A 10,940-nucleotide genomic window follows, 5' to 3' on the forward strand; every position below is an offset into this window, starting at 1 on the left:
GCCACCGCCCGCTCCCGCGCCGACGCCACCAGCTCGCCCGGAGACGGCAACGCCCCGTCCGCCCGCCGCTGCGCCGGCGCGCTCGCCGAGGACGGCACCGCGGTGAGCACCGGCGACGGCAGCCGCTCGGTCCAGCACCCGGTGAGCACCGCCCGGGCCAGCGGCCCGCCGCGCCCCGCCCGCGCCGTCCACTCGGCGAGGGCCGCGAGCCGTTCCCGGGGGTCGGCGTGCGAGGCCAGCGCCCGGTCGACCCCCGCCAGGTACGCGTCGACCTCCCGCCGCACCAGCGCGCGCCCCAGCCCTTCCTTGCTGCCGAACTCGTTGTAGAGGGTCTGCCGCGACACTCCCGCCTCGGCGGCCACGTCGACCATGCGTACCGTCGCCCAGGACTCCCGCTCCAGCGCTCTCCCGGCGGCCTCCAGCAGCGTCTCGCGTGCCGTGCGCATCGTCGCGTCGCCTCCCCGTGCTCCCCGTGCTCGCCGGGCGGTGGGCCGGGCTCGCCCGGCGGCGAGGCCCGAGGGCCCGCGCCCCCAGACTTGACGGGCCCTGAGGCACTGTCAAGGCCTCCGGACCCTCGCCTCCCTCCTGCCCCGTCAACCGCCCTCCGCCCCGTGTGGCCCGTCCGCGCGCCCGGCCGATACGGTTCCGCCATGGCCGACTACCTCGATGACCTGCGTTTCGCCCACGTCCTGGCGGACACCGCCGACGCCGCGACGACGGCCCGTTTCAAGGCGCTCGACCTGAAGGTCGAGACCAAGCCGGACATGACGCCGGTGAGCGAGGCCGACAAGGCCGCCGAGGAGCTGATCCGCAGTCAGCTCCAGCGCGCCCGACCGCGGGACGCGATCCTCGGCGAGGAGTACGGCGTCGAGGGCACCGGTCCCCGCCGCTGGGTGATCGACCCGATCGACGGGACCAAGAACTACGTCCGCGGCGTCCCGGTCTGGGCCACCCTGATCGCGCTGATGGAGGCCGGCGAGGGCGGCTTCCAGCCGGTCGTCGGCGTGGTCTCGGCGCCCGCGCTGGGCCGCCGCTGGTGGGCGGCGAAGGGCCACGGCGCCTTCACCGGCCGCAGCCTGACCTCGGCCTCCCGGATCCACGTGTCCCAGGTGTCGCGGATGCAGGACGCCTCGTTCGCGTACTCCTCGCTCACCGGCTGGGAGGCGCAGAGCCGCCTCGACGGCTTCCTGGACCTGACCCGCGAGGTGTGGCGGACCCGCGCGTACGGCGACTTCTGGCCCTACATGATGGTCGCCGAGGGCGCGGTGGACATCTGCGCGGAGCCGGAGCTCTCGTTGTGGGACATGGCGGCCCCCGCCGTGATCGTCACCGAGGCGGGCGGCTCCTACACCGGTCTCGACGGCCGCCCCGGCCCGCACGGCGGCAACGCGGCCGCCTCCAACGGGCTGCTCCACGACGAGCTCCTGGGCTACCTCAACCAGCGGTACTGAGTCCCGCGGACCAGCCGTGCCGGGTACCGCGGCGCCCCTCGCTGCGGTTCACGGCGGTTCCGCACGCCCTCCGGTCCGCCCCGCAGTGCCCCGTGCGCCCTGCGTTTTGCCTCTTGTTGACCCGCGCATTGCCTGCGACTCTGGGAGCACCCCCGTTTGTGCTTTTGTGAAGCGCCACTGACCAGGCGTTTCGCAGGAGGAGGTGACCGATGCAGATGCTCGTCCGCGAGGCCATGTCCACCACCCTGCTCACCGTGGGCCCCGCCCACACGCTCCGCCAGGCCGCCGTCCTGATGTCCTCCCGCCGCGTCGGGGCCGCCCTGGTGCTGGACCCGGAGGCGGCCCACCCGGGCATCCTGACCGAGCGGGACATACTCAACTCGCTCGGCCTGGGCCAGGACCCGGACGTCGAGCGCGCCCACGCCCACCTCACCGCGGACGCCGTCCTCGCGGACCCCTCGTGGACCATCCATGACGCCGTCCGGGCGATGGCGCACGGCGGCTTCCGTCATCTGGTGGTCATGGAACACGGGGAGCCGGCGGGCATCGTGTCGGTCCGTGACGTGCTGCGATGCCTGTCCCGGGGCGAGAGCCCGGCCTGACGGGCGGGGCCCGCGGGCGAACTTTAGAACGGATCCAAATCCGGACAAGCTCCCGCACCGCTGTTAGGCTGGCAGTCATGAGCGACCTGTTGGAGCGCCTGCGCGGACGCGGCTGGCGCATGACCGCACAGCGGCGTGTGGTGGCCGAGGTTCTCGAAGGCGAGCACGTCCATCTGACGGCCGACGAGGTCCATGCCCGCGCGGCCGCGAAGCTGCCGGAGATCTCCCGGGCCACCGTGTACAACACGCTCGGCGAGATGGTCTCCCTCGGCGAGGTCGTCGAGGTCACCACGGACAAGCGCGCCAAGCGGTACGACCCGAACGCCCACCGGCCGCACCACCACCTGGTGTGCGCGCGCTGCGGCGCCATCAAGGACGTCCACCCCACGGGCGACCCGCTGGCGGACCTGCCGGCCGACGAGCGGTTCGGCTTCACCGTCTCCGACGTCGAAGTGACCTACCGGGGCCTGTGCCCCGAGTGCTCGGCCTGACGCCGGCGGCGGCCTCCCCGCGGCTGTCCCGCCCCTGGTGCGCCGCCTGAGGGTGCGCCGGGCGGCCGGCGCGGGAACGCGACAATGCCGAAGGGGTCGGACCGGAGAACCGGTCCGACCCCTTCGGGTTTCAGTAGCGGGGACAGGATTTGAACCTGCGACCTCTGGGTTATGAGCCCAGCGAGCTACCGAGCTGCTCCACCCCGCGTCGACTCGTTGAACACTACGCGACGGGTGCGCGGCAGGCAAATCGGATCGACCACCCCGTCCCGAGCGCAGCGGCGCAGGCACGGCGCGGCGGGCACGCCGACCAGGGCGTGCCAGGTCGGGCGGGCCAGCTCAGGCGGAGAGTTCCTCGCGCAGGACGGCGCCCAGCCGGGCGGCCCGCTCGCGGACCTTGTCGGGGCCCAGCGCCGTCGCCCGCTCGGCCCAGCGCTGACCCTCGGACAGCTCGCCCCGCCGCGCGTAGGCAAGTGCCAGGCGCAGCGCCGCGCCGCCGTGGCCCGCGGCGGCGGCCCGCTTCCACCACAGCACGGCCTCGGCCTCGCTGCCCTCCCGGGCCAGCAGCAGCCCGAGGTTGAACGCGCCGCTCTCCGACCCGGCCTGGGCGGCCTCCCGGTACCAGCGGGCGGCCTCCGCCATGTCACCGCGCGCGGCGGCCAGCATGCCGGCTCTGACCTGCGCCTTGCGGTGCCCCTGGCCGGCGGCCCGCTCGTACCACTCCTCGCACTCCGTCTTCCGGTGCGCGCACTGGCCCAGCTCGTGGGCGTGCGCGGGCGGGCGGCGGCGGTCCAGGACCATCGCCAGCCGGTAGGCCGCCTCGGCGCTGCCCGCGCCGGCCGCGCAGCGCAGGTACCGCTCGGCCTCCTGCTCCTCGCCGTCGCGCAGCAGCGCCACACCGACCTGGAGGGCGGCGTCCGGGTGCCCCGCGGAGGCGGCCCGCTCGTACCAGCGCAGTGCCTCCTTCTCCTCGCCGCGGTTGCTGTGCAGGATGCCCAGGTTGCAGGCGGCCTCGACGCTGCCCGCCTCGGCCGCCTTGGAGAACCACGGCTCGGCGCCGGTCGCGTCGCCGTTGCCCAGCAGCAGGACGGCCAGCGCGTTCGCGGCCTCCCGGTGCCCGGCGTAGGCGGCCCGGCGGTACCACTGCTCGGCCTGGGCCGTGCGGCCCTGCTCGGCGCAGAGCAGGCCCAGGTTGTAGGCCCCGTTGACGTCGCCGGCGTCGAGGGCGGCGCGGTACCAGCGGGCGGCGGTCTGCTTCTCGCCGCGCTCCGCGTGCAGCGCGCCCAGGGCGTTGGCGGCGGCGCCGTCGCCGTCGCGGGCGGCCTTGAGCCACCAGGAGGCGGCGTTCTCGGTGTCCCCGGCGTCGCGCAGCAGGTGGCCCAGCGCGCAGGCGGCACGGGTTTCCCCGCCCTTGGCCGAGGTCAGGTACCAGCGGCCGGCCTCCTTGAGGTCGCCGCGGCGCTCCAGGATCTCGCCCAGGCGCAGCGCCGCCTGGTGGTGGCCGCGCGCGGCGGCCTGGCGGTACCACTGCTCGGCCTCCCGCGGGACGACGCCGGCCGGCGCCCCCGCGGCGTCGTCGGCGCCCGTCACGCCCGTGGGCCGGACGGCCCGGTCACCGGCGGTCGCGGCCGGCGCGCCGTCGGCCGCGCGGCGCTCGAGGGCCACGGCGAGGCGGTAGGAGGCCTCGCGGTGGCCGCGGTCGGCGGCGGCGCGCATCCAGGTCTCGGCCTCGTCACCCGCGCCGCGGTGCTCCAGCAGGTCGGCGAGCGCGAAGGCGCCCAGCACGTGGCCCTGTTCGGCGGCCTGGCGCAGCCAGTACTCGGCGCCCGGCTCGTCCCCGCGCTCACGCAGGTGACGGCCGAGGGCGTGCGCGGCGGCGGCGGAGCCGGCCACGGCGGCGATGCGCCACCAGCCGGCCGCCTCCTCGGCGTAGCCGCGCTGGTGGAGAAGGACACCCAGGTTGTTGGCGGCGGCGCGGTCCCCCGCGGCGGTGGCGGCGCGCAGCGGGCCCTCGGCCCCGTCCAGGTCGCCGCGGCGCAGCAGCATGGCGCCGAGGACGCTCATCGCCTCGACGTCCCCGGCCTCGGCTGCGATCCGCTGCCCGGCCTCGTCCGCCGGGTCGCCGACGAGACCGGCGGCCAGGCCGGCTCCCTCGACGCCGGCGGCCTCATCGGCCCCGGCGAGCCCGTCCGGATCGACGGACGGCGCAAATCGCCCTGTGTCCAACAGAGTTCCCTTGTCCCCCATAACGTTCATCGTCGCACCACCCGAACCCCGGGTACACCTGGTATACCGCAGCCTTGGAGGTCACTTCAGCGTTTTGTCGACATGCCCACAGAGAGACAAGTGAAACACGGACCCCCCCACAGCCCCGTCCCCGCAAGGGTTGTCTCCCCCTCCCGACCTGCACGGCAGTCCGGCACGGACAAGGCCCGGTTCCCCCGAACGAGGGACCCGGGCCTTGCACCGCATCCGAAGATCCGGTAGTGGCGCTGAGATCAGCTTCCGACCTGCCCGGTCAGTCGCCGGCCGAGGGGGCCCGGGCCTCCTCGGCGCGCTTCAGCGCCTCCTCAAGATCTTCCTGTGCCCGGCCGTACGCCTGCCAGTCGCCCTTCTTGAAGGCCTCCTGGCCCGCGTCGAAGGCCTTCTGCACGTCCTTCAGGGCCTCGTCGAGCGTGGCGTCGCCCTTGTCCGGCGGAGTCTCCTCGCCGGGCGGGGTCTCCTCCTCCGGCGGCTGCGCCTCGCCTCCGGCGCCGAACACCTTGTCCAGCGCCTGCGCCAGGGTGTCCTCGAAGGCGGTCTGCCCGTTGTAGCTCACCAGCACCTTGCGCAGCAGCGGGTACTTGAGGCCGCCACCGCGGACGTAGACCGGCTCCACGTAGAGCAGACCCTCGTCGAGCGGAACGGTCAGCAGGTTGCCGTACTCGACCTGCGAGTCACCGCCGCTCAGCAGCCGGATGGTCTCGGCGATGTCCTGTTCGGAGTTGAACGCCGACTGGACCTGCTTGGGGCCCTGGACCGTGGTGCTGGTCGGCAGCTTGAGGACGCGGATCTTCCCGTAGTCGTCCGTTCCCGCCTCGGCGTTCACCGCCATGAAGGCGCTCAGGTTGTCGCGGCCGTTGGGCGTGAACGTCGTGGTCAGCGAGAAGGCCTGCTCCGGCTGGTTGGGCATCTTCATGGAGAGGTAGTACGGCGGCACCGCCTCGCCGACCTTGTTGGTCGGGTCGTCCGGCACCTGCCACACCTCGCTGCCGCTGAGGAACGTCTCGGCGTCCTCGACGTGGTAGCGGGTCAGCAGCTCACGCTGCACCTTGAAGAGGTCCTGCGGGTAGCGCAGGTGCGCCATCAGCTGGTCGGAGATGGCCGAGCGCGGCTCCACCGTGTCCGGGAAGGCCTTCATCCAGGTCTTGAGGACCGGGTCCTTCGTGTCCCACTCGTACAGCTTGACGTCGCCCGTATAGGCGTCGACCGTCGCCTTCACGGAGTTGCGGATGTAGTTCACCCGGTCCTGCTGGGCGATGACCGCGCGCTGGTCGGTGGTCAGCGAGTCGGAGGTGGTGTCGCCCAGCGTGGTGCGCGAGGCGTACGGGTAGCCGTTGGACGTGGTGTAGGCGTCCACGATCCACTGGATCTTCCCGCCGATGACCGCCGGGTACGGGTCGCCGTCGATGGTCAGCCACGGGGCGACCGCCTCGACCCGCTCCTTGGGCGTGCGGTTGTAGAGGATCTTCGATCCCTCACCGATGGCGCCCGAGTAGAGGATCTGCGGCTCGCTGAACGCCACCGCGTACGCGGCCCGGTTCAGCGGGTTCGACAGGTTGACGCCGCTGTCGCCCTTGTACCGGGTGCCGACCTCCTGGCCGTCCTTGGAGTAGTCGATCTCCTCCTGCGGACCGCCGACGATCGAGTACTGCGTCGTCTTCTCGCCGTAGTACACGGCCTGCTGGTAGGTGCCCAGCTGGCCCTGCGAGGGCAGGTCGTACTCCGTGAAGACCGGCAGGCCCTCGCTGTCGGCCTCGGTGCCCTTGGCGGCCACCACGCCGTAGCCGTGGGTGTAGCGGAAGTGGTCGTTGATCCAGTTCCGCTTCGGCACGCCGTTGAGGTCGAGTTCACGCAGACCGATCACGGTGTCCTGGGTCTGGCCCTCGACCGTGTAGCGGTCGACGTCCAGGTTCTCCGGGAAGCCGTAGTAGCTGCGGATCTGCTGCCGCTGCTGGAAGGTCGGCGAGACGATGTTCGGGTCGAGCAGACGGATGCTGGCGGCCTGGTCGGCCTGGCTGCGCAGCTCCGGCTTCTTCTCCGGGTCGGCGCCGCGGCCGGAGTACGGGGACACCTGGGTGTCGCCGATGTCGTAGGCGTAGCGCGTCGCGTCGATGTTCTTCGCGACGTACGGCGCCTCCTTGGCCTGCTCGTTCGGCTGGACCTGGAACTTCTGCACGATGGCCGGGTAGAGGCCGCCGATCAGCAGCGCCGACAGGACCATCAGGCCGAAGCCGATGACCGGCAGCTGCCAGGTCCGCCGCCACAGGGTGGCGAAGAAGAGCACGGCGCAGATGACGGCGATGCAGAACAGGATGGTCTTGGCGGGCAGGTAGGCGTTGGCGTCGACGTACCGCAGACCCGTCCAGTTGTCCGTCGCCTTGAAGTCGCTGGACTTCACGGCCAGGCCGTACCGGTCGAGCCAGTAGGCGACCGCCTTCAGGGCCACGAACAGGCCGAGGAGCACCGACAAGTGCCCGGTGGCCGCGCCGGTGGCCTTGGCCCCCGGGGAGCTCAGCCGCAGACCGCCGTACAGGTAGTGGGTGACGGCGGCGGCGATCAGCGAGAGGATCACGGCCGCGAAGCCGAAGCCCAGCAGGAAGCGGTACCAGGGCAGGTCGAAGGCGTAGAAGGAGACGTCCAGCTGGAACTGGGGGTCCTTCCTGCCGAAGTCGACGCCGTTGACCCAGGTGAGCCAGGTGCGCCACTGGCTGCCGGCCGAGGCGCCCGCGACCAGGCCCACCAGGGCCGTGATCGCCAGCAGGACCCACTTCTTGTACGGGGCGATGCCCATCCGGTACCGGTCGAGGTTCTGCTGCTCGACCGACATGGCGCTCAGCGGCGGACGCAGCCGGTGCGCCAGCCAGATGTTGAGGCCCACGGCTGCGGCCATCAGCAGGCCGAACACGAAGAAGAGCCCGATCTTCGTGGAGAGCGTGGTCGTGAAGACCGACGAGTAGTCCACCGAGCGGTACCAGAGCCAGTCGGTCCAGAACCCGGAGAACATGGTGAACGCCATGCCGAGGACGGCAAGGACGCCCAGCGTCATGAGCAGGGTCCGGGACCGCCGGGACGGGCGGCCCACTCTGATCCGCGGTCCTGTCGGGCCTCCGCCGCGGTCCGGCATCTGGAAAGCCAAGGTGCGCACCTCAAGTCAGTGTGTATCCGTCGGGTCCGCGCGGGCCCGGCGGGGGGACCCGTTCATCATGGATCCCCACGTATGCAACTTACCGAGGCTTTACCCAGTTCCCGATTACGGGTGGATACCAGGCAGGATTGTGACCATGTCCAACACCCCCATGGCGGCGAACCCGCTCACCCGGGCCGTGCTCGAGATCGACGAGTACGCCTCCACCCTCGGCTGGGACCAGCCCGCCCGCCTCTTCGCCCTCGTCGACTCCGCCTCGCTGCGCGCCCAGGAGCCCTCTCTCGCGGACCAGCTGGGTCTGCCGGAGGAGGCGGAGACGGCCGCCCTCACCCCCGTCGAGCAGGACGAGATCCCGGCCTCGCAGCCGCTGGACGAGTTCCTCGCCACCATCGCCTGGCCGGACGCGGTGGCCGGCTGCGCGCTCACCGTGGAGCGTCTGATGCTGCCGCCGACCGCGGAGGCCGAGGTGCCCATCGGCCTCGACGACGCCGGGCTGGCCCGCTGGGTGGCCGAGCACCCGCAGCGTCAGGAGGTGCGGATGACGGTCGCCGTGCTGCGTGACGGCTCCCGTGAGTCGGCGCTGCGGCTGCGGGAGAAGGACTCCGCCACCGAGGTGCTCACCGGTTCCGGCCTGGTTCCCGGCCTGGCCGAGGCGCTCTCGGCGACCTTCGAGGACTGACCCCGGGGGCCTTCGGATCAGGCCGGGTCGGGTCCGGACCGGGACACCGACCCGGACCCGGCTCCGGAGGTGATCAGTGACGCGCGCACCGCGGGAGCTCGCCGGTGCGGCCCGCGCGGATGTCCTCCAGGGCGTCCAGGGCGTCGTCCAGGTCCCCGACCTTGACCAGGGTGAGGCCGTCGGGGATGTCCTCGGCGGCTGTCGCGCAGTTCTTCTCGGGCGTCAGGAAGTACTTGGCCCCCTTGGACCGCGCGCCCAGCGTCTTCATGCTGATGCCGCCGATGGGACCGACCTCGCCCTCGTCGTCGATGGTGCCCGTGCCGGCCACGAACGCCCCGCCGGTGAGGCTGCCCGGCGTCAGCTTGTCGTAGATGCCGAGGGCGAACATCAGGCCGGCGCTGGGGCCGCCGACGTCGGCGAGCTTGATGTCGATGGAGAACGGGAACGTGTGGTCGGTCCCGGCCGCGATGCCGACGATGGCGCGCGGCTGGGCCTCGTCCTGGGACTTCGCCGTGGTGAGGGTGAGGTCCTCGGTCCCCTTCGGCTTGCGCCCCTCCCGCTCGGCCGCCGCCTGCTCCTTGGCCGGCACGATCGTGAAGACCACCTTCTCGCCGGGCTTGTGACGCGTCACCAGCTTGGACACGTCGCCGGGCTCCTTCACCGGGGTGCCGTCGACGGCCTTGATCACGTCGCCGGCGTGCAGCACGCCCTCGGCCGGGGTGTCCTTGACCACCGTGGAGACCACCACCCAGGACTCGACCGGGATGTCCAGCTCACGCAGGGCGGCGACCTTGGCGCTCTCCTGGGACTGGCTGAACTCCTCGGCGTTCTCCTGGCTCGACTCCTCCTCGGTCTGCCCCTCCGGGAAGAGCGTGTCGTGCGGCACCACCCTGTTGTCGTGGGCCAGCCAGCCGTACATCGCCGACACCAGGTTCAGCCGGTAGTCCGGGCTGGTGACCCGCACGGTGGTCATGTTGAGGTGACCGTCGGCGGGGTAGGTGCGGTGGCCGGAGATCTGCAGCACGGGCTCGCCGTCGTGCTTGCCGAGGGTGTTGACCGTCGGGCCGGGCGTCATCTCCGAGTACTCGGTCGGGACGGCCAGTCCCGCGCACAGGAGCACGATCAGCATCAGGGTCGAGGCGAGCATCGTCGCAGTGCGGCGTGGCATGGAACGACAGTACGGGACCGCCCCGCCGGAGCACCGCCGGGGCCGTCCGTACGGGCTGCCCCGGCAGTGCTCCGGCCTTGTGCCACTTGTGCCGGACGGGGGCGCGTGTCAGGAACCGGAGACCGAGGTGGTGGTCGTCGTCGACCGTTCCATGGCCTCACGGAAACGGGCGTACCCCACGAGCTCGGGACCGTCCCCACGGGTCCTGCGGGTCCGCAGGGCCCAGGTGCCCCACAGACTCGCGCCGATCGCAGCCACAAGCGGAATCAGCAACCAGGCGAGAGCCGCCATGCCGACCTCCCAACCCGAATGAGCGACTGCAACTGACTGATCAGCAGATTAACCATTCACTGTGACAACGCTCATATCGACCCCCCGGTTACGCAACCGGAGGAACGCGCGGGACGGCGCGGCGCGGAGTTCGGGTGCGGGGGCGGGTGCCGGGGGGTAGCGAGAAGGACGGGTGCGGCTGAGGGACGCCCGAGGGGCACCGGAAGGGGTGTCCGAGGGACGCCTGAGGGGGCGTGCGGAGCTCGGGCGGGGCGTGCGGAAGCCTCAGCAGGCGCCCACCCACTCCTCCGTCCCGTCGCTGAACCGCTGGTGCTTCCAGATCGGCACCTCGTGCTTGAGGTCGTCGATCAGCCGCCGGCACGCCTCGAAGGCCTCGGCGCGGTGCGGGCACGACACCGCCACCACGACTGCCAGGTCGCCCACCTCGAGATCACCCACACGGTGGACGGCCGCCATCGCCTTGACGGGGAAGTCGGCGGCGATCTTCTCGGCCACCCGCCGTAGCTCCGTCTCGGCGGAGGGGTGGGCGGAGTACCCCAGCGCGTCCACGTCCGCCCCGCCGTCGTGGTTGCGCACCGTGCCGACGAACAGCGCGGTCCCGCCGGCCGCGTCGTCGCCGACGGCCCGGAAGACCTCGTCCAGCGACAGCGGCGTGTCGCGGATCGCGATGAGCTTCAGCGGATTCTGCGCCGCGCGCTCACCCGGGTGGACGTCGGAGGAAGTGGAGTCAGCCATGCCCGCCATCGTGCCCCACGCGCCCCGCCAGCGGGAAGGCCCGACCCGCCCGTCCGCCCTGGTCAGCGATTCCACGCCGCCGGAGCCCGGCCGTGCGGTCCCTCGCACCGCCGGGC

At 72.3% G+C, this 10,940-nt stretch carries 10 protein-coding genes and 1 tRNA gene; 4 read left to right on the forward strand and 7 right to left on the reverse strand.

Annotated features, from left to right (window positions below):
- On the reverse strand, window positions 1-446 hold a 446-nt coding region (locus tag ACOV8S_RS14995), incomplete at its 3' end, for a TetR/AcrR family transcriptional regulator (protein WP_448318316.1).
- A gap of 204 nt (window positions 447-650) precedes the next feature.
- On the opposite strand from ACOV8S_RS14995, the gene hisN reads away from it, so the two are divergent.
- The 3 genes from hisN to ACOV8S_RS15010 all read left to right on the forward strand — a co-directional run bounded on the left by hisN (window position 651) and on the right by ACOV8S_RS15010 (window position 2,544).
- Window positions 651-1,451: a histidinol-phosphatase gene (hisN, locus tag ACOV8S_RS15000; RefSeq protein WP_448318318.1), complete on the forward strand. Its 801-nt coding sequence runs from the start codon at window positions 651-653 to the stop codon at window positions 1,449-1,451.
- A 215-nt stretch (window positions 1,452-1,666) separates the two neighbouring features.
- Window positions 1,667-2,053, forward strand: a complete 387-nt coding sequence (locus ACOV8S_RS15005; protein ID WP_448318867.1) for a CBS domain-containing protein — start codon at window positions 1,667-1,669, stop codon at window positions 2,051-2,053.
- 77 nt (window positions 2,054-2,130) lie between these two features.
- Window positions 2,131-2,544: a Fur family transcriptional regulator gene (locus ACOV8S_RS15010; protein WP_351117650.1), complete on the forward strand. Its 414-nt coding sequence runs from the start codon at window positions 2,131-2,133 to the stop codon at window positions 2,542-2,544.
- Window positions 2,545-2,678: 134 nt separating this feature from the next.
- Here the strand turns inward: ACOV8S_RS15010 and ACOV8S_RS15015 are convergent.
- From ACOV8S_RS15015 to ACOV8S_RS15025, 3 genes are all read right to left on the reverse strand, one after another.
- Window positions 2,679-2,752, reverse strand: a tRNA-Met gene (locus ACOV8S_RS15015).
- Window positions 2,753-2,883: 131 nt separating this feature from the next.
- Complete coding sequence (locus ACOV8S_RS15020) at window positions 2,884-4,800, reverse strand: tetratricopeptide repeat protein (RefSeq protein WP_448318321.1); 1,917 nt, start codon at window positions 4,798-4,800, stop codon at window positions 2,884-2,886.
- Window positions 4,801-5,062: 262 nt separating this feature from the next.
- The gene (locus tag ACOV8S_RS15025; RefSeq protein ID WP_448318323.1) at window positions 5,063-7,951 is read right to left on the reverse strand and encodes a UPF0182 family membrane protein; all 2,889 of its coding nucleotides are present in this window, start codon (window positions 7,949-7,951) and stop codon (window positions 5,063-5,065) included.
- Window positions 7,952-8,087: 136 nt separating this feature from the next.
- Here ACOV8S_RS15025 and ACOV8S_RS15030 point away from each other — a divergent pair, with 136 nt between their 5' ends.
- Window positions 8,088-8,630 (forward strand): PPA1309 family protein, encoded by a 543-nt coding sequence (locus tag ACOV8S_RS15030; RefSeq protein WP_448318325.1) that lies wholly within the window; start codon window positions 8,088-8,090, stop codon window positions 8,628-8,630.
- A gap of 73 nt (window positions 8,631-8,703) precedes the next feature.
- Here the strand turns inward: ACOV8S_RS15030 and ACOV8S_RS15035 are convergent, their stop codons facing one another.
- The 3 genes from ACOV8S_RS15035 to ACOV8S_RS15045 all read right to left on the reverse strand — a co-directional run bounded on the left by ACOV8S_RS15035 (window position 8,704) and on the right by ACOV8S_RS15045 (window position 10,824).
- Window positions 8,704-9,798 (reverse strand): YlbL family protein, encoded by a 1,095-nt coding sequence (locus ACOV8S_RS15035; RefSeq protein ID WP_448318327.1) that lies wholly within the window; start codon window positions 9,796-9,798, stop codon window positions 8,704-8,706.
- Window positions 9,799-9,906: 108 nt separating this feature from the next.
- A complete protein-coding gene (locus ACOV8S_RS15040) occupies window positions 9,907-10,089 on the reverse strand; it encodes a hypothetical protein (protein ID WP_108954472.1) in 183 nt (60 codons plus the stop codon).
- Window positions 10,090-10,353: 264 nt separating this feature from the next.
- A complete protein-coding gene (locus tag ACOV8S_RS15045) occupies window positions 10,354-10,824 on the reverse strand; it encodes a molybdenum cofactor biosynthesis protein MoaE (protein WP_448318329.1) in 471 nt (156 codons plus the stop codon).
- Window positions 10,825-10,940: the final 116 nt, after the last annotated feature.

The sequence above is a fragment of the Streptomyces sp. CO7 genome (genome assembly GCF_053474865.1).

What these genes read in the sequence shown, in the direction of transcription:
- hisN (WP_448318318.1), top strand. Translation starts at nt 651, where the DNA reads ATGGCCGACTACCTCGATGACCTGCGTTTCGCCCACGTCCTGGCGGAC.
- ACOV8S_RS15030 (WP_448318325.1), top strand. Translation starts at nt 8,088, where the DNA reads ATGTCCAACACCCCCATGGCGGCGAACCCGCTCACCCGGGCCGTGCTC.
- ACOV8S_RS15010 (WP_351117650.1), top strand. Translation starts at nt 2,131, where the DNA reads ATGAGCGACCTGTTGGAGCGCCTGCGCGGACGCGGCTGGCGCATGACC.
- ACOV8S_RS15020 (WP_448318321.1), bottom strand. Translation starts at nt 4,800, where the DNA reads ATGAACGTTATGGGGGACAAGGGAACTCTGTTGGACACAGGGCGATTT.
- ACOV8S_RS15040 (WP_108954472.1), bottom strand. Translation starts at nt 10,089, where the DNA reads ATGGCGGCTCTCGCCTGGTTGCTGATTCCGCTTGTGGCTGCGATCGGC.
- ACOV8S_RS15005 (WP_448318867.1), top strand. Translation starts at nt 1,667, where the DNA reads ATGCTCGTCCGCGAGGCCATGTCCACCACCCTGCTCACCGTGGGCCCC.
- ACOV8S_RS15045 (WP_448318329.1), bottom strand. Translation starts at nt 10,824, where the DNA reads ATGGCTGACTCCACTTCCTCCGACGTCCACCCGGGTGAGCGCGCGGCG.
- ACOV8S_RS15035 (WP_448318327.1), bottom strand. Translation starts at nt 9,798, where the DNA reads ATGCCACGCCGCACTGCGACGATGCTCGCCTCGACCCTGATGCTGATC.